Origin of the sequence: Tenacibaculum sp. E3R01 (assembly GCF_003318185.1) — a bacterium.
Taxonomy (GTDB): Bacteria; Bacteroidota; Bacteroidia; order Flavobacteriales; family Flavobacteriaceae; genus Polaribacter; species Polaribacter halocynthiae.
On the sequence record NZ_QOCC01000023.1, the window covers coordinates 156,764 to 175,846 of the forward strand.

16 protein-coding genes are annotated in these 19,083 nt (G+C 28.7%); 12 read left to right on the plus strand and 4 right to left on the minus strand.

Going from position 1 to position 19,083, the window contains the following annotated elements; genetic code table 11:
• The first annotated feature begins 39 nt into the window (after positions 1–39).
• The gene (locus tag DS884_RS11875; protein WP_093870267.1) at positions 40–993 is read left to right on the plus strand and encodes a hypothetical protein; all 954 of its coding nucleotides are present in this window, start codon (positions 40–42) and stop codon (positions 991–993) included.
• Here DS884_RS11875 and DS884_RS11880 read toward each other — a convergent pair.
• On the minus strand, positions 990–1,727 hold the full coding sequence (locus tag DS884_RS11880) for a TrmH family RNA methyltransferase (protein ID WP_113786900.1): 738 nt from the start codon (positions 1,725–1,727) through the stop codon (positions 990–992). The two genes, DS884_RS11875 and DS884_RS11880, sit on opposite strands and share 4 nt — an antisense overlap.
• 72 nt (positions 1,728–1,799) lie before the next feature.
• Here DS884_RS11880 and DS884_RS11885 point away from each other — a divergent pair, with 72 nt between their 5' ends.
• The 10 genes from DS884_RS11885 (at position 1,800) to folK (ending at position 14,545) form a co-directional block, all read left to right on the plus strand.
• Entirely contained in the window at positions 1,800–4,268 is a 2,469-nt protein-coding gene (locus tag DS884_RS11885) for a BamA/TamA family outer membrane protein (protein WP_113786901.1), read from the plus strand.
• Positions 4,269–4,357: 89 nt separating this feature from the next.
• The gene (gene fbaA / locus DS884_RS11890; RefSeq protein WP_113786902.1) at positions 4,358–5,416 is read left to right on the plus strand and encodes a class II fructose-bisphosphate aldolase; all 1,059 of its coding nucleotides are present in this window, start codon (positions 4,358–4,360) and stop codon (positions 5,414–5,416) included.
• Positions 5,417–5,500: 84 nt separating this feature from the next.
• Positions 5,501–6,358: an acetyl-CoA carboxylase, carboxyltransferase subunit beta gene (accD, locus tag DS884_RS11895; protein ID WP_093870263.1), complete on the plus strand. Its 858-nt coding sequence runs from the start codon at positions 5,501–5,503 to the stop codon at positions 6,356–6,358.
• A 198-nt stretch (positions 6,359–6,556) separates the two neighbouring features.
• Positions 6,557–6,826 (plus strand): 30S ribosomal protein S15, encoded by a 270-nt coding sequence (gene rpsO, locus DS884_RS11900; protein ID WP_093870262.1) that lies wholly within the window; start codon positions 6,557–6,559, stop codon positions 6,824–6,826.
• 183 nt (positions 6,827–7,009) lie between these two features.
• Positions 7,010–9,238: a polyribonucleotide nucleotidyltransferase gene (locus tag DS884_RS11905; RefSeq protein WP_113786903.1), complete on the plus strand. Its 2,229-nt coding sequence runs from the start codon at positions 7,010–7,012 to the stop codon at positions 9,236–9,238.
• A gap of 117 nt (positions 9,239–9,355) precedes the next feature.
• Positions 9,356–10,318 carry a C1 family peptidase gene (locus DS884_RS11910; RefSeq protein ID WP_113786904.1) on the plus strand — a complete coding sequence of 321 codons (963 nt, stop codon included), beginning with the start codon at positions 9,356–9,358 and terminating at the stop codon, positions 10,316–10,318.
• Between the two features lie 21 nt (positions 10,319–10,339).
• A complete protein-coding gene (locus tag DS884_RS11915; RefSeq protein ID WP_093870260.1) occupies positions 10,340–11,020 on the plus strand; it encodes a hypothetical protein in 681 nt (226 codons plus the stop codon).
• Positions 11,021–11,101: 81 nt separating this feature from the next.
• Entirely contained in the window at positions 11,102–11,644 is a 543-nt protein-coding gene (locus tag DS884_RS11920) for an RNA polymerase sigma factor (RefSeq protein WP_113786905.1), read from the plus strand.
• The gene (locus DS884_RS11925) at positions 11,637–12,839 is read left to right on the plus strand and encodes a hypothetical protein (protein ID WP_113786906.1); all 1,203 of its coding nucleotides are present in this window, start codon (positions 11,637–11,639) and stop codon (positions 12,837–12,839) included. The genes DS884_RS11920 and DS884_RS11925 overlap by 8 nt, the downstream gene beginning before the upstream one ends.
• 575 nt (positions 12,840–13,414) lie before the next feature.
• Positions 13,415–14,545: a 2-amino-4-hydroxy-6-hydroxymethyldihydropteridine diphosphokinase gene (gene folK / locus DS884_RS11930; protein ID WP_113786907.1), complete on the plus strand. Its 1,131-nt coding sequence runs from the start codon at positions 13,415–13,417 to the stop codon at positions 14,543–14,545.
• 28 nt (positions 14,546–14,573) lie between these two features.
• Here folK and gldC read toward each other — a convergent pair whose 3' ends face one another.
• The gene (gene gldC, locus DS884_RS11935; RefSeq protein WP_093870256.1) at positions 14,574–14,912 is read right to left on the minus strand and encodes a gliding motility protein GldC; all 339 of its coding nucleotides are present in this window, start codon (positions 14,910–14,912) and stop codon (positions 14,574–14,576) included.
• Positions 14,912–15,871: a gliding motility lipoprotein GldB gene (gldB, locus tag DS884_RS11940; RefSeq protein WP_113786908.1), complete on the minus strand. Its 960-nt coding sequence runs from the start codon at positions 15,869–15,871 to the stop codon at positions 14,912–14,914. The genes gldC and gldB overlap by 1 nt, the downstream gene beginning before the upstream one ends.
• A 92-nt stretch (positions 15,872–15,963) precedes the next feature.
• On the opposite strand from gldB, the gene nadE reads away from it, so the two are divergent.
• On the plus strand, positions 15,964–16,752 hold the full coding sequence (gene nadE / locus DS884_RS11945; RefSeq protein WP_113786909.1) for an NAD(+) synthase: 789 nt from the start codon (positions 15,964–15,966) through the stop codon (positions 16,750–16,752).
• A 237-nt stretch (positions 16,753–16,989) separates the two neighbouring features.
• On the opposite strand, the gene dnaG is transcribed toward nadE, so the two are convergent.
• The gene (dnaG, locus tag DS884_RS11950; protein ID WP_113786910.1) at positions 16,990–18,969 is read right to left on the minus strand and encodes a DNA primase; all 1,980 of its coding nucleotides are present in this window, start codon (positions 18,967–18,969) and stop codon (positions 16,990–16,992) included.
• Positions 18,970–19,083 lie beyond the last annotated feature (114 nt).

Below are 19,083 nucleotides of genomic sequence, written 5' to 3' on the forward strand. Positions count from 1 at the left end.
GAACTTTTTTACAGTACCCACAAAAAAAATAGTTTAAACATGTTTGTAATTTCAAGTAACTTAACTTTAACTAAAGGCTATAAAAAAAGTATTTTAGGTAATTTTAAAAACAATGAACTATTTCATATAGAAAACAATCAAGCTGTTGAAATTCATAGATTAATAAAAAAGCGTTTTTTTAAAAAAGAAGACGTAACGCCTGGTTTATTTGATTTTTTGATAGAAAATAGAATGGTTTATAAAATTCCTGAAAATATTAAAAATAACTTTCCTGAAAAAAAGTTGCAATACGCATCAAAATATCACATTGAGTTTTTAATTTACAACTACTCTACTTCTTTAGGAATCGACAAAGTAATTGATATTTGCGAAAAAATTTGTATCCCAAATTTAGTTATCCATCTTAACAATAATATTATTAATCAGATTGAAGAAAAAATAAAAGATAAATCTTTCCCTGAATCTGTTACTATTGTAACAAACAACAAAGAAATGTTACTAGAAAAAAATAGATTTAGAATACTAATTACTCAAAAAGATAACAGACCTTTTGTACATAGAGATTCTGTAGATTTTAATTACCAATTATTCGTAGAATCTCATTTTCACCATAATTATTTTAATAAAAAAATATACATCGGAAATAAAGGAGAAATTAAAAACACACCCGAATCTGTAGATGTATTTGCTAATCTGACTGATTTAAATTTAATACAAAAACTCAATGGAGTTATTAGCAGTAATAAATTTCAAAAGCTTTGGAACGTTCATAAAGATATTTGTGATGTTTGTAAAGATTGTGAGTTTAAATATATGTGCGTAGACAATAGAGTTCCAGAGCAAAGAAATGAAAAGGAGTGGTTCCATTCAACAGAATGTAACTACAATCCATATATTGGTAAATGGAAAGAAGAAAAAGAATATGTATCTCTTAAACAGTTAGGGGTTGTTAGTAATAATCTTGAGTTCTCTTTAAACTTTACAGAAAACTAAACTAGCCTTCTTTTAAACTCACTTAATAAAATTGCTGTAGCTGTAGCAACATTTAAACTTTCAGTTTGCTGAGTTTCTCCAAATCGAGGTATAGTTAATTTATTTTCAACAATAGCAGCAACTTCTGACGAAATACCATTCGCTTCATTCCCCATAACTAGAATAGCTTTTTGTGGTAATGAATATTTTTTATATACATTTTCACCATCCATGTCTGCAGTAAAAACAGGTAAATCTATAGTTTGTAAATAATCTGATAGCTTAGTATAATAAATATTAACTCTAGTTAAAGACCCCATAGTTGATTGCACCACTTTTTGATTATAACAATCTACTGTATTACCTGAACAAACAAGCTCTTTTATACCGAACCAATCACATAAACGGATAATTGTTCCTAAATTACCAGGATCATTTATTCCATCAAGAGCTACTATAAAATCATCTTTTCTAGTCAATATTTCCTCAGGAATTTTAAATAATGCTAATACTTTATTTGGACTTTTTAATGAACTCACCTTTTTTAATTCAATTTCAGAAATTAAAATTACTTCTATATTCTTTTCAAACTCCAAAGACTCATCTACACAAAATATCTGATAAACTTCTAAACTAGATTTTAATAATTCATTTACTACTTTTATTCCTTCAGCAACAAATAAATTATGCTTTTGTCTATACTTTTTTTGTTGTAAACTAGTTATTAGTTTTATATTATTTTTAGATAAACTCATTAAATAATTTTTAACATTATAAAACCACCAAAAAACAGTATTTTTGGTAATTAAATTCGAGGCGTAAAGTTAATGAAAAAACTTTCTTTCATCCTTTTATTATTGGTATTATTCTATTCTTGTAATACAATAAAATATGTAAAAAAAAACGAGTTGCTATTAGCAAGAAATACCATATTTGTTGATAGTGTAAAAACTTCAGATGAAAGTTTAAATGAACTTTTAATACAACGCCCAAATGCTAAAACTTTTGGTCTACCTTTATCTTTATATTTTTATAATATAGGTAATCCTGAAGGCCCTAAAACGCCTAGTAAGTGGGGTAAAAAACACCCTAAAACATACTCTTTCTTTAAAAATACCTTCTCAGAAAAACAAAGTATATCTGTTGCGAAGTCTGCTATCAGCTTTAATAATTGGTTTCTAAAAAGTGGACAAGCTCCTATTATTATTAATGATAGAAAAACCAAAAGGACAATAGAAAATTTAAATACTTACTTGCAAAACCATGGTTATTTCAAAGCTAAAGTAACGTCAAAAAAAGATACTATATCTAATAAAAAGGGAGCTATATCGTATCATATAAAGAAAGGAAAAGCTTTATTTTTAGATACTATTTTTAGAGAAATTAAATCTCCAATTCTAGACTCTATATATAAGATTAACAAATACAAAAGCTTCTTAAAATCAAACCAACAATATAATGATCAAAATTTTATTGATGAAGCTAATAGATTAACAAAACTTTTTAGAAATAACGGTATTTTTCACTTTGATAAAAATAATAGTATCGATTTTTATGTATCTGATACTGCAAGCTATAAAACAAACGTTGAATTAGTTATTTCAGATAGAACAGTTGAAGAAAATGGGAATTATTTTTCAAAACCATATAAAATTCAAAAAATAAAAAGAATAAATGTTGTTACTGATTATTCTTACAGTAAAAAGAATACTCCCTATAAAGATTCAGTATTATATAAAAGCGTTAATTATCTAGCTCATGAAAAGCAAAAATACAATCCTAAATATTTATCACAATCATTATTTATAAAACCAAACAGTGTGTATAGTGATACACTCCGAAATTTAACAAGAACACACTTAAGAGGTTTAAAAAATTTTAAATCGACTTCTATTAGGTTCAATGAATTAAACGATCATGAATTAGAAGCAAACATTTATTTAACCCCAAAAGAAAAATACACTTTAGGATTTGACACTGAATTATCGCGGTCTAATATTAGAAATTTTGATATTTCTGGAAAGTTTTCTTTAGTTAATAGAAACACATTTAAAGGTGCTGAAATATTTAAATTATCCGCACTTGGTTCTTACTTTAATTCTAATAATGGTCCTGGTTGGGAATTAGGAAGTAATATTTCATTAGAAGTCCCTAGGTTCATGGCCCCTTTTGGGTTACATAAATTTGTCCCTAAAAGAATGTTTCCTAAAACAAAATTCTTTGCAGGGATAAATATCCAAAAAAATATAGGGTTAGATAAACAAAATATATCTCTTGGAATTGATTATAAATGGAAGTATAATCGAAAAAAAACAATACAATTAGAGTTAATAAACGCGCAATATATTCGTAACTTAAATGTTGAAAACTATTTTTCAATTTATAGGTCAGAATACAATAAGCTGGTAGCAATTGGAAAAGTAGCAGCCCCTTCTATACCTATTCCTTTAAATATCTCTGGAAACTTTAATCAAATAAGACAATATGTTGGAGATATAACGAGCAGCATAACCGATCCTGATGATGCAAGAACAATTTTAAATATCATTAATAGATACCAAATAGTTACTTCAGATTTTTTAATTCCCGAAATTGCTTACAGTTTCACCTACAACAATCAACAAAGTGCTAAAGATCAAAGTTTCTCTTTTTTTAAAATACGGGTAGCAAACTCCGGTAATGTAATGGGAATTTTATCAAAACAAAAAAATGAAAACAACCAATCTACTGTATTTAAAATTCCTGTAGCTCAATATTTCAAAACAGATATAGAATATAAAAAATATTGGAAACTAGGTAATAACTCTGTTCTTGCGCATAGAACTTTTTTAGGAGCTATTTTTACGTATAATAATTCAGATATTCCATTTTCACGTAGTTATTTTGCTGGAGGATCAAATGATATTAGAGCATGGAGAACCTATGATTTAGGACCAGGGACAAGACCTCCTGGTTTAGAATATAACATTGGTAGTTTTAAATTTCTAACAAGTTTTGAATATCGATTTGACATACTAGGGTCTCTTAAAGGAGCTTTATTTACCGATGCTGGTAACATATGGAGCATTAATAACTCTGATGTTATTGATGAATCTGAAAAATTTAATGGCTTTAAATCAATAAAAGATTTAGCGGTAGCTAGTGGTTTTGGTTTACGGTATGACTTCAAATTTTTAATAGCACGATTAGATTTAGGGTTTAAGATTCATGAACCATACTTACCAGAAAATAAATGGTTTAATAATTTTAATTTCTCTAGCTCAGTATTAAACATAGGTATTAACTACCCGTTTTAACGAAAACGTTATCATAAAAAAATCATCGGAACTTAGCTAAAAAAGTGTAGATTTGTCATTCAAAACAACTGTAAACTAAAAATTAAAAAATGATTAAAGCTGGAGTTGCCACAGGTAAAGAAGTTCAAGAGATTTTTAAATTAGCAAAAGAAAAAAACTTTGCCTTACCCGCAGTTAATGTTGTAGGTTCAAATACAATTAATACAGTTTTAGAAACTGCAAAAGAATTAAATTCACCTGTAATTATTCAATTTTCTAATGGAGGTGCGCAATTCAATGCTGGAAAAGGTTTATCTAATGAAAACGAAAAATCTGCCATTGCTGGAGCTGTAGCTGGAGCAAAACATATACATTTATTAGCTGAAGCTTATGGTATACCAGTAATTTTACATACTGACCACGCTGCTAAAAAACTATTACCTTGGATTGATGGTTTATTAGACGCAAGTGAAGAGTTTTATAAAGAAACAGGTAAGTCATTATATAGTTCTCATATGATTGATTTAAGTGAAGAACCACTTGAAGAAAACATAGAGATTTGTAAAAAATACTTAGCTCGAATGAGTAAAATGGGTATGACTTTAGAAATTGAATTAGGAATTACTGGTGGTGAAGAAGATGGTGTTGATAATTCTGATGTAGATGTTTCTAAACTATATACACAACCAGAAGAAGTAGCTTATGCTTACGAAGAATTACTAAAAGTAAGTGATCAATTTACCATTGCTGCAGCTTTTGGAAATGTTCATGGTGTTTATAAACCTGGAAATGTAAAATTAACTCCAAAAATTTTAAAGAACTCTCAAGAGTACATATCTAAAAAATACAATGTTCCTCATAATACGATAGATTTCGTTTTTCATGGAGGTTCAGGATCTACATTAGAAGAAATTCGTGAAGCAATTGGATACGGTGTAATTAAAATGAATATTGATACTGATTTACAATATGCTTTTACAGAAGGTATTCGTGATTACATCACTGAGAAATCAGCATATTTACAAGCACAAATAGGTAACCCTGAAGGAAGCGATGTACCTAATAAAAAATACTACGATCCTCGTAAATGGTTGCGTGAAGGAGAGCAAACATTTAAAGCAAGATTAAAAAAGGCTTTCGAAGATTTAAATAATGTTAATACTTTATAGTAATTTAGCTTTTTCAAAAAAAGAAAATAAGCAACAGAAAAAGAAAACCAAATACACATAAACAAATAACTATAGACGAATATTATGGCTTGGTTTAAACGTAAAGACAAAGGAATTCAGACCCCAACTGAAGAAAAAAAAGACACACCTAAAGGCTTGTGGTACAAAACCCCAAGTGGAAAGGTTATTGATACTGAAGAATTAAAGAAAAACTTATATGTAAGTCCTGAAGATGGATACCATGTAAGAATAGGTAGTAAAGAATATTTTGAATTGTTTTTTGACAATAATGAATTTAAAGAGTTAGATGCAAAATTAACTGCGAAAGACCCTTTAAAATTTGAAGACACTAAAAAATACCCAGATCGCTTAAAGGCTGCTCAAAAGAAAACAGGGTTAAAAGATGCTGTTAGAACTGCCGTTGGAAAATCAATGGGGAAAGACATTGTTATTGCTTCAATGGATTTTGCTTTTATTGGTGGTTCAATGGGAAGTGTTGTTGGAGAAAAAATAGCACGTGCTATTGATTATTCAATCAAAAACGAATTGCCTTTCTTAATGGTTTCTAAATCTGGAGGAGCACGTATGATGGAAGCATCTTTATCATTAATGCAATTAGTAAAAACTTCAGCTAAATTAGCGCAATTAGCAGATGCAAAAATTCCATACATTTCATTATGTACAGATCCAACAACTGGAGGAACAACAGCTTCTTTTGCAATGCTTGGTGATATTAATATTGCTGAACCAAATGCATTAATTGCTTTTGCAGGTCCACGTGTTGTAAAAGACACAACAGGTAAGGAATTACCTGAAGGTTTTCAGCGTTCTGAATTTGTATTAGAACATGGTTTCCTTGATGGAATTTATGAAAGAAAACACCTAAAACAACAGGTTAACTTATATATTGACCTAATACAAAATCAACCTATTAGAGCATAAAACTAAAAGCCAGCTAAAACTGGCTTTTTTCTTTTTACAAGATAAATACAATATCTATCTGATTACATAACAATTAACATCATTAACTGCTATTGTATTTTTCTTATCTAATTAAGTTTATCATAAAAAAATAATTGTACATTTGCACCTCCAATGAAAAATCATTGAGTACATTAAAATCATTTAAACAATATTGGTATGTATTTAACTAAAGAAGTAAAACAAGAAATTTTTGCTAAACACGGTAAAGGTAACAACGATACTGGAACAGCAGAAGGACAAATTGCGTTATTTACGCATAGAATTAACCATTTAACTGAGCACTTAAAAAGAAATCGTAAAGATTTTAACACTGAGCGTTCTTTAGTAAAGATGGTAGGTAAGCGTAGAAGTTTGTTAGATTACTTAAAGAAAAAAGAAATCAACAGATATCGTGCAATTATCAAAGAATTAGGTATTAGAAAATAATCCTTACAAAAAGAGGCAGGAATTTCCTGCCTCTTTTTTATTGTAAAAAATTGAATAAAATTCATTACTTTTAACTTCGTTTTTCATTTTAAAAACTTCAATTAAAAGTATTTATACTTCCATTGAAACAACAGCAACACAACAACACAAAAAACGAATTAAAATTTTTAGAAAAAACATTTTATGATTCCAAAAGTATTTAGAGAGGTCATTGACCTTGGAGATGGAAGAACCATTTCATTAGAAACGGGTAAATTAGCAAAACAAGCACACGGTTCAGTTGTTGTTCAAATGGGAAAAGCAATGTTGTTATGTACAGTTGTATCTAACTACAAACAATCTGATGTTGATTTTTTACCATTAACTGTAGACTATAGAGAAAAATTTGCAGCTGCAGGTCGTTATCCTGGTGGTTTCTTTAAAAGAGAAGCTAGACCTAGTGATGGAGAAGTATTAACAATGCGTTTAGTGGATCGTGTATTACGTCCATTATTCCCTAAAGATTACCATGCAGAAACGCAAGTAATGATTCAGTTAATGTCTCATGACGAAAACGTTATGCCAGATGCTTTAGCTGGTTTAGCTGCTTCAACGGTAATTCAATTAAGTGACATTCCTTTTGAAACTCCTATTTCAGAAGTAAGAGTTGCTAGAGTAAACGGTGAATTCGTTATCAATCCTAACAGAACTCAATTAGCTGATGCTGATTTAGACATGATGATTGGTGCTTCTGCTGACTCTGTAATGATGGTAGAAGGAGAAATGGATGAGGTTACTGAAGAGGAAATGGCTGATGCTATTAAATTTGCTCATGAAGCTATTAAAGTACAATGTGCTGCACAAGTACGTTTAGCGGAAGCTTTCGGTAAAAAAGAAACTCGTGAATATGAACCAGAAAGAGAAGATGAGGAATTAGCAAAGAAAATTCATGATGCTGCTTACCAAAAATGTTATGATATAGCTAAAAAAGGAACTTCTAAGAAAGAAAGAGGTTTAGCTTTTTCTGAAGTAAAAGAAGAAATTGTTGCTTCATTTACAGAAGAAGAAATTGCTGACTTTGGAAGTTTAATTGGAAAATACTTCAATAAAGCTCAAAAAAATGCTGTTAGAGAACTAACTCTTTCAGAAGGTTTACGTTTAGATGGACGTAAAACTACAGATATCAGACCAATTTGGTGTGAGGTTGATTATTTACCTTCTACTCATGGTTCTTCTATTTTTACACGTGGGGAAACTCAAGCTTTAGCTACAGTAACATTAGGAACTTCTAGAGAAGCAAATCAAATAGATATGCCATCTTATGAAGGTGAAGAAACATTCTATTTACATTATAACTTCCCTCCTTTTTGTACAGGTGAAGCTAGACCATTAAGAGGAACTTCTAGAAGAGAAGTTGGGCACGGTAATTTAGCACAACGTGCATTAAAAGGAATGATTCCTGATGATTGTCCTTATACAGTTCGTGTTGTATCTGAAGTATTAGAATCTAACGGTTCTTCTTCAATGGCAACTGTATGTTCTGGAACGATGGCATTAATGGATGCTGGAGTTCAACTAAAAAAACCAGTTTCTGGTATTGCTATGGGATTAATTTCTGATGGTGATCGTTATGCTGTTTTATCTGATATTTTAGGAGATGAAGATCATTTAGGTGATATGGACTTTAAAGTTACTGGTACTGCTGATGGTATTACTGCTTGTCAAATGGACATTAAGGTTAAGGGTTTATCTTATGAAATTTTAGTAAATGCATTAAAACAAGCTCGTGAAGGTCGTTTACATATCTTAGAAAAATTAACAGATACTATTGCTCAACCTAGTGAAGAGGTTAAAGCGCATGCTCCAAAAATGATTACCAGAACTATCCCTAATGATATGATTGGTGCTTTTATTGGACCAGGTGGTAAACATATTCAAGAATTACAAAAAGAAACAGAAACTACAATTGTTATCAATGAAGATCCTGTTACTGAAGAAGGAATTGTTGAAATTTTAGGAACAAGCCCAGAAGGAATTGAAAAAGTTATAGCTCGTATTGAGTCAATGATGTTCAAACCTGAAAGAGGTTCTGTTTATCAGGTTAAAGTAATTAAAATTTTAGACTTTGGTGCTGTAGTAGAATATGCTGAGGCTCCTGGGAATGAAGTTTTACTACACGTAAGTGAATTAGCTTGGGAACGCACAAATAATGTAACTGACGTTGTTAAATTAGGTGACGTACTTGATGTAAAGTATTTCGGAATTGATCCTAAAACTCGTAAAGAAAAAGTTTCTAGAAAAGCATTGTTACCTAAACCTGAAGGTTATGTAGCTAGACCTCCTAGAGATAATAATAGAAATAGGGATAATAATCGTGGGCGTGACAATCGTCGTGATGATAGAAAGCCTAGAGAAGCTAAAAAAGAAGACTAAAAACTTTATTTAGTTATAAAAAAAATCGCCAAAAAATATTTTTGGCGATTTTTTTTGATTTTAACGCAACCTTTTTTGATTACTCAGACTATTAAATAATACTCTAAATTATTTAAAATGAAAAAAAAGATTCATCTATTTATTATTTCTCTATCTGTATTGTTTATAAATAGCTGCGAATATTCATATAATCAATTCCCTCTTGAAAATGAAACCCCTCCTATTTTTGTTCCGGATATAATTATTTCAGAAGAATCTCCAAACGATCCAAACCAAACAGGAAGTGCTTGTAATAGTGCTTTAAAAAAAACTTCATCATCTGAGTTAATAAATTTAATTACAATCCCTGATAGTTTACCTAATATTATTGATCTATCAACCGATATGCCACCGGTTAGAAGTCAAGGTCATCAAGGAAGTTGTGTAGCATGGGCTACAAGCTATTATTTAAAAAGTTATCAAGAAAAAATACAACATAACTATGAGTACAGCTCATATAAAGATGTAATGAGCCCTTCTTTTGTCTATAACCAAACTAAAGAAAACTCAAACTGTTTATCAGGATCTAACATTCAAAATGCTCTAGAACTCTTAAAAAGTCAAGGAACAACTAGTTGGAAAGAGTTTCCTTATACAGATATCGCTTGCTCAACTTTACCTACTAACAAGCAACTTGCTTTAGCTGAAAAAAATAAAATAAAAGAATATTATTACGTGAGTGTTCCTGATACAATTACTCAAAAAAGATACACTCTAATAAACCTAATAAAAACATTACTCAACCAAAAACAACCTGTTGTAATTTCAATGGACTTTGAAAATCTAGTTTTCGAAAATCAAAAGGGACAATATATTACCAATACTTATAGCAAAAACCCTATTGAAGGGCTTTGTGGACATGCAATTTTAATAGTTGGATATGATGATACTATGAATGCCTTTAACATTGTTAATTCCTGGGGAACAAACTGGGGTAACGAAGGGTATTGTTGGGTTAATTATAATTTTTTTCTTAAAAAAAACAACAAAGACTACCAAAAGGGGCTTACTAGTGCTTATGTAGCATATGATGCAGATTAACTAAACATAAAATAATTAAAAATGAAAAAACTAACACTATTAGCATTATTATTTTTCTCAATTCAAATATTTATTAGCTGCTCAGAAGAAAAATTGAATCTAAACTTTATAGAAAAACCATCAATTATAAATTCTTCTCAAAAAACTTTTACCTCAATAAAAATTAACTCAAAGCATAACAGTAATAATTTAATTGAATATGGTATTTGTTGGAGCCTAGAACCGAAACCAACTATAAATGATTATACATTTATTGAAGATAAATCTAAAAAAAATTATATCACAAAAATTGAAGGATTATTAGTTAATACAACTTATTATTTCAGATCATTTATTAAAACTCAGAAAGATATATTATATAGTGAAGAAAAAGTATTTGCTACATTACCTTTTAAAAATACAATTTGGAAAATGCTAACTATTTATCCTAAAAATAATTATAAAATAAATTCAGAAGTAGAGTTTTATGAAAACAATTCCACAAAATTTGAGGAGTTAACAGATAATGGAGTACGTTTATATAAAACATATGGAACCTGGTCTTTAAATGGAAATACTTTAACATACATATTCAATGGTAACAAACCAGAATTAAATAAATGTACTTATATATACACAGGAACACTAGATGAAATGACATTAAGAGGTACATATAAACATGTGTATCTTTCACCAGGTATATGGAATGCTGTAAAACTATAAATCATTTCTCTATTTAATATTATTTATATTGTATCTCTTCTTAATTAAAATTACATATATATATGTTAAAGAAATAAAACATTGGAATTAGAAAAATTAATTAATTCTTGTATAAAAAAAGAGCATCAAGCACAGAACGCACTTTATAAACTATATAAAGATGTATTATTTGGTGTATCCTTAAAGTATTGTATAAATAGAGAAGAAGCACAAGACAATCTTCAAGATTCATTCATTGAAATTCTAAATAATATAAAAAAATTTAATAACAAAGGATCTTTTGAAGGTTGGATGAAAAGAATTACAATTAATAAAGCTATTGACAAATACAAAAAAAACATAAAATCAAACACTCCTCTAAAAGACATACATTTAAAAGCTAATATAGAAATACCTCCAATAAAAGAAATACCATTGTCCATCATATTAAAATTCATTCAAGAATTACCAGATCAATATAGAATCTGTTTCAATTTATATGAACTAGATAATTACTCACATAAAGAAATATCTACAATGCTTTCTATATCAGAAGGAACTTCTAAATCTAATTTATTTAGAGCAAAAAAAGTATTAATAAACAAAGTTCTAAACTATAAAAAAACAAACAATTCACATGAATAATAATAAAGAGATAGGTGCTGTTTTTAAAGATAGGTTAGAAGGCTACAAAGATACTCCTGATGATTTTGTTTGGGCAAATATTACATCAGAACTTAATCAAAAAAAGAAAAACTGGACAAAAAGAATAATCATCATATTAATTTTAGTAAGCTTGTTAGCGTTAACAATACATTTAAAACTAAAGAAAACAGCTTTAAAATCGATAGATAAAACAGAAAAACTCAACAATAATAATCCACTTAAAATCATACAAAAAGAAAAAGCACTAGCCAGCTATATAAGCATAGAAGACAAGAGAAAAGGGAAAGAAAATAATTTAGCTTCTAAAAAAGCTAAACATAAAAGTATTGATAAGAAAGTTGCTCTAACACATGAAACAACACTAATATTTAAACATGGTATTAATACTAAAAAAAGTTATACTAAGCTTAAAGCCATGGGTATAAAACCATATAAGAACACAAACTCTATTTACATACTAAATAAAAACACCTATAAAAATCAATCAAAAAAAAGTAAAAGTAAAATAAGTATCACTGCAAATTTTGGAGTTAACCACTTTAGTTCATTAAGTAATTTAAATGATATTTATAGCAATAAACTTGGATCAAATACAACAAATAATTCCTTCTCCTATAACTATGGAATGTATTTTAATTACAGAATTAACAATAATATTTTAATAAGGCTTGGTATACAAAAGCTAAGATTAAAAAACAGTATCAACAACATTCAAACAAAAAACATCAACAATCAAATTTCAACAACTCTAAAACAATCTGGAATATCATTCATTAGCAACAATAATGATATTTTTAATTTTATTGGCAATGATAATTTATTTAATATAACTCAAGAGCTTAACTATTTAGAATTTCCATTAGAAATGAAGTATCAAATTTTAAAAGGGCGTTATAATTTAAGTACCATAATTGGATACAGCATGATATATCAAGAAAACAACACCATATATATAAGTACTTCTAAAAATGAAAAACTCGATATTGGTTATAACAATTTATTTAATGATAAAGCGAGCTCATTAAACCTAGGAGTTTCTTCAGAGTTGAATTTATTTAAAAATACTTATTTAAATTTGGAATTAAATTATAAAAAGTACTTCAACTTACAAAATAAATCAGCAGGCCTACCTTACAGTATAGGTCTGCAAATTGGCTTTAACTATAAATTTTAATTAATTTTTTTACTTTAAAAAAATTAAAAAGCTAAAAGGCTACCAAGAATTGGTAGCCTTTTGAATTAAGAGATTTTTTTATAAATCAAGATCTAATTCCCCAATTACGATCTTAGCAAAAAACCTTACTCTATTAAGAAATTCAATTATAAAACAATTAAATTTTACTTTACCCTACCTAAAAAGCAATTTTTTTTAATCTAAATAAACTTAAATTAGTTTAGTAGAGATTAGTTGTTTTTTTATTTCTCTGTATGCTCGTTTTTTTTGCCCATTAGAGATTTTAAAAGGCAAGGATATAATTAACCCGATTAATTCAAGTAATTGCGATATTTTTTTCATTATTTTCATTCTTACTTCCATTTAAATTAGTAAAACAGTTAAAAACTAATTATAGTAGTATAACTAATTAAAAGTGTTTTACCCTACTTTTATAAAGTTAGCATAATGGTATTTAAGCATTACTTATTAATTGAATCAATTAGAATAAAAATCATACTTTAATATTCTAAAAAAATAAAACTCTTCTTTATCTCTATATTCTTTTATATTTTATTTTTCTTTGCATTCTACAAATGAAAATACAACGAATTACATACCTTTCATTAGGAACTAACCAAGGAGACAAGTTAAAAAACCTTCAAAATGCAATTGATGTAATTGCAAATAAAGTTGGATCAGTACTAAAAGTTGCTTCTATATATGAAACTCCTTCCTGGGGGTTTAGTAGTAATAACTTTTATAATACTAGCATTAAAGTCTCTACCTATCTACCTCCAGAAACATTAATAACAACACTTCTCAAAATCGAGAATGATTTAGGTAGAGTAAGGAATGATAATAATGGATATTCTGATAGAGTTATTGATCTTGACATTCTTCTTTTTGACGATGAAATTATTTTTTCAAAAAACTTAATAGTTCCTCATCCAAGAATGTTAGAGCGAAAATTCGCCCTTGCTCCACTGGTAGAGATTGCAAAAAATGTAATTCATCCTATTGAAAAAATAAAATTAACTGATTGTTTAAATAACTGTTCAGATACTTCAGATATAAAGACTATTCCTGAAAAGCTAAACAGACCTATACCAATTACCGAAAAATATAATTACATAGCTATTGAAGGTAACATTGGAGCAGGTAAAACATCGTTAACAAAAATGATGGCAGATGAATTTAATGCAAAAATAGTATTAGAACGTTTTGCTGACAATCCGTTTTTACCTAAATTTTATAGCGACAATGAACGATATGCTTTTCCTTTAGAAATGAGCTTTTTAGCAGATCGTTATCAACAACTTTCAGAAGATTTAGCTCAGTTTGATTTATTTAAAAACTTTATAGTTTCAGATTATTATATCTTTAAATCATTAATTTTTGCTCAAATTACTCTTCAGAATGACGAGTACACTTTATACAGGAAGATGTTTGACATGATGTATAAAGAAATTACAAAGCCAGATCTTTATGTTTATTTGTATCAAAACACAACACGTTTACTACAAAACATAAAGAAAAGAGGACGTGATTATGAACAAAATATAGAAGCAAGTTATTTACAAAAAATCCATGACGGTTATAGTAATTTTATAAAAACTCAATCAGATCTTAATATTTTAATTATTGACGTTTCTAATTTAGATTTCGTTAATAATACAGAAGATTATGAATTTATAATTAACAAAATAAAAAACCATACTTCATAAAAAAAAGCAACTTAAAAGTTGCTTTTTTTTATTTCTTTACTAATTCCAATTTTTCTGCAAAATAATCGCAAAAATCTCTCATAGTAGCACTCATTTTCTCATCATTTGTAGCTCTTTCAAATGATCCTGCCATAGATACTAAGGTTTGATGAAAAAACTGCTTCATTTCATCAACTGGCATGTCTTTAGTCCACAAATCCATGCGTAAAGTGTCTTTTTTCTTATGATCCCAAACAGATAACATAATTGCTTTAGATTCTTCATTTTTAATTCCACCGTCTTCAGCATTCCATGAAATTTCTTCAGGGATTCTATTTTCGTCTAATCCTACTGTAAATGCTATTTCTGATTTATGTACTACACTCATTATCTCCTTGGTTTATATTTAGATTTTTTAAAGATTTCCTCTTCGCTTGTTCGTATTAACTGATGCAAAGATACATCATTCTTATCCATATATGACCTAACAATTTGCCATCCAATCCACTCTCCTATCCTTCCTGGTGACAAGTTATCTTCCTCTTTATAAAATTTAGAAAATGGAGCTATTTCCAAAAATCTTCTGTCCAAACTTTTATCGGTACTAAACAACAAATCTTTTTCTATAAAATACTGCCATATTTCTTCTTCATTATTTTTTGCCCAACTATATTTCAACGCATTATAACCTATCTTTATTCTATCATCAATCATAGGCACATAGGCATCTAATAAGTACATCTTTTTTCCTTTGCCTACCATCTTATCTACAAAAGTTCTTCCCTTCCCTATCAATACTTGTTTATTTATAATAGAATTAGCAACATCTATTATTATTCGATCTTTAGTATTATTTTGCTTAATATATGCTGGATATTCTCCATAAAACTCATGTTTTTCTCCTAAATAAGAATCTAATGAAATTAACATCAAACTATCAGCATACACAACTCTATGATCATAATCAATATTTGTAAGCATGGTAACTACCTTAGGACTCTTAAATTTCGTGTTATAATATTTTACATACTTAAACAATAACGCTAACTCATTTTTTAAAACATCTATATTATTGTACTTTTTTTGAACTTCAACAAATAATTCTTGTTCATCTTTATCTTTCCTTTTCTTTAACCAAACACTATCATGTACACCAAAAGGAAATAAAAAAGGATAATATTGTTTCAACTCATTTAGCTGTTTTCCATGTGAATTGTAAAAATCTACATCAAACCTATCAAGCTTAAAATTTATTGAAATATTAGACACATCAACCTCATCTTTACTTCCATTTTTACAAGAAAAAAACAACACTGTTATCAAAAAAAGGGCTAAAAACTTTTGCATTAACTTTAGTATATTTACATTCAAATTTACAACGTCGAAATTACTAAAATAGTTTCACCAAGTAAAAACTTATACACACAAATACTTATAGAATGGATACACCTAAAGTTGCTGAGCATATTATTAAATGGTTAAAAGATTACGCTACTAATGCAAAAGTTAGTGGTTTTGTTGTTGGAATTTCAGGAGGAATAGATAGTGCAGTAACATCTACCCTATGCGCTGAAACGGGTTTAACAACATTGTGTGTCGAACTACCAATACACCAAGCTACTTCTCAAGTAAATAGAGCTAATGAACATATAAAACAACTAAAAGAACGATTTAAAAATGTTAGCGAAACTGAAGTTAATTTAACAAGTACTTTTGAAAATTTTAAAACAGTAGTTCCACAAATCACTTCATCTCCTAAAGTAGATTTAGCACTGGCAAATACACGTGCTCGTTTACGTATGACTACGTTATACTATTTTGCTGGATTACACGGTTTATTAGTTGCTGGAACTGGTAATAAAGTAGAAGATTTTGGAGTAGGTTTTTTTACTAAATATGGTGATGGTGGTGTAGATTTAAGCCCCATTGCAAATTTAGTAAAATCAGAAGTTTACAAACTTGCTGAATATTTAGAAGTTCCAACATCAATTCAAAAAGCACAACCTACAGATGGCTTATTTGGAGATAGTAGAACCGATGAAGATCAAATTGGAGCTTCATATGATGAATTAGAATGGGCTATGGACATGCAGGAAAATGATAAAATTAGCACTGATTTCACTGGTAGAAAGTTAGAAGTATACAAAATATACACCCGACTTAACCGAATAAACCAGCATAAGATGATACCTATACCTGTTTGTGAGATTCCAAAAGACTTAAAGTAAATTTGCAGATACCATCTGCTGCTTTATTCTCTTGTACGCTCGTTTTTTTTGACCATTTGAAATTTTAAAGGGGAGTAAAATAATTAGCCTAATTAATTCGAAAATTTGTAAAAATTTTCTCATGATTATTTGTTATGATTAGTTTTCTTTATTCTTTTCGAGGGCAATTTACAAAAAAAAAGATAAAACGTATTTTTTTACACAAAGGAAAAACACCTTTTATCTTTTTTTAATTTTTTAAACTACTCTATTAAGTTTTTCAAAAAGAAGTTTTTTAAGCTCTGTATAATTACTAATCTCTTCTAAGTCAGGAACTGCTTGCTTTTCTTGTATATCCTGAAGTATACCCTCTATTTTCTTTTCTATTAACACTCTTCTTAAATTCAAAATAGCATCAGTAACTAATTTTGGCAATATTTTAGCAGTTTCGGTAACAAAAACTTCTTTTCGTTCCCAACTACTTAATGTATATTTTTCTTCATCCATTAAAATATTAGTTACTAAACTCGAGATATTAGTATTTTCATGCATTATTAGCTGATCAATTACTATTTTTTCTTTTTGATTTAATTGATGTACTAATTCATAATAGGTTAACCTAAACAATTCATTTGAAAATTCAATTTCATCTTCTTGTAAATTCAGGTACAATTCATTTGATACTGAATTTTGGTATTCTTCTTTTTCTAGCATAGGTCTTCCATGCTTATCAACAACATCTACCCAGTTAATAAAATCAATCACCTCGTTTCCATACAACAACAAAATTCGTATAATTTCTTTTTCTAGAATTGTTAATTGATCTATTTTTTGAGCACCTTTACCTGAAGCTTTCCCTTTAACAAGCTCCATTTTTGTTTTTTCAGAAGCTCGTTGAGTAGATTGAGTAGAGTTTTTACTTGCTCCTTTATTTATTAACTGAGCTAACTCACTAAATAAAACTCGTTCGGAAATATCCATAATTCTGGCACATTCTTGTACATACACCTCTCTCTGGATACCATCTGGAATTTTAGAAATACTAGTAACAATATCTCGAATTAAACCTGCTTTTTTTACTGGATCATTTTTTGCCTCCTCCATTAAAAGAGACACTTTAAATTCAATAAAATCTTGTGATTTTTCTTCTAAGTAACTTTTCAACTCTGCTGTAGAATGTGCTTTAGCAAAACTATCAGGGTCTTCACCTTCAGGGAAAGAAACAACTTTCACATTCATTCCTTGCTCCAAAATTAAATCTATACCTCTAAGAGAAGCTCTAATTCCTGCAGCATCTCCATCAAAAAGAACCGTTATATTTTTTGTTAATCTATTTACCAATCGAATTTGATCGGGAGTTAATGCTGTACCAGAAGAAGCTACTACATTTTCAACCCCTGACTGGTAAAAAGAAATAACATCAGTATACCCTTCTACTAAGAAACAATTATCTTGCTTTGCTATTTCTTTTTTAGCATGATAAAGTCCGTATAAAATTTTACTTTTATGATAAATTTCACTTTCTGGTGAGTTTAAATATTTAGCTGCTTTTTTATCATTAGTAAGTATTCTTCCTCCAAATCCTAAAATTCTACCAGACATACTATGAATAGGAAACATTACTCTCCCTTTAAAACGGTCAAACTTCCTATCTTGAGCACCACCTTCTTTTACTATTGTTAATCCTGTAGATTTTAAATATTTTAAATCATAGCCTTTAGCTAATGCAGCTTTTGTAAAATTATCCCATTCATCTTTACAATATCCTAAGTCAAATTTTTCGATAATATCTTCTCTAAAACCTCTTTCTTTGAAGTAAGACAAACCTATTGCTCGTCCGTTTTGACTATTCATTAATAAATCATGAAAATAATCTTTTGCAAATTTTGAAACTAGAAACATACTTTCACGTTCATTCATTTGCTCTTTTTGCTCATCAGACTGCTCAGTTTCTTCAATTTCAATATTATACTTTTTAGCTAGCCATCTAATTGCTTCAGGATAAGTATAATGTTCATGCTCCATTAAAAATGAAATAGCATTCCCTCCTTTTCCTGTACTAAAATCTTTCCATATTTGTTTTACTGGAGATACCATAAAAGAAGGGGTTCTTTCATCTGTAAAAGGACTTAATCCTTTAAAACTACTTCCTGACTTTTTTAATTGCACAAACTCTCCTATTACCTCTTCTACTTGGGCAACTTCAAAGACTCTGTCGATTGTTTGTTGAGTAATCATATAGTATAAATATGGCCTGCAAAGATACTAGTTTTACCTTTTCATGTCTTTAAAAATTAAGCGAGTTGACACTTTAATTTTTTTAAAGCATATTAAATATATAAATTTGACCCC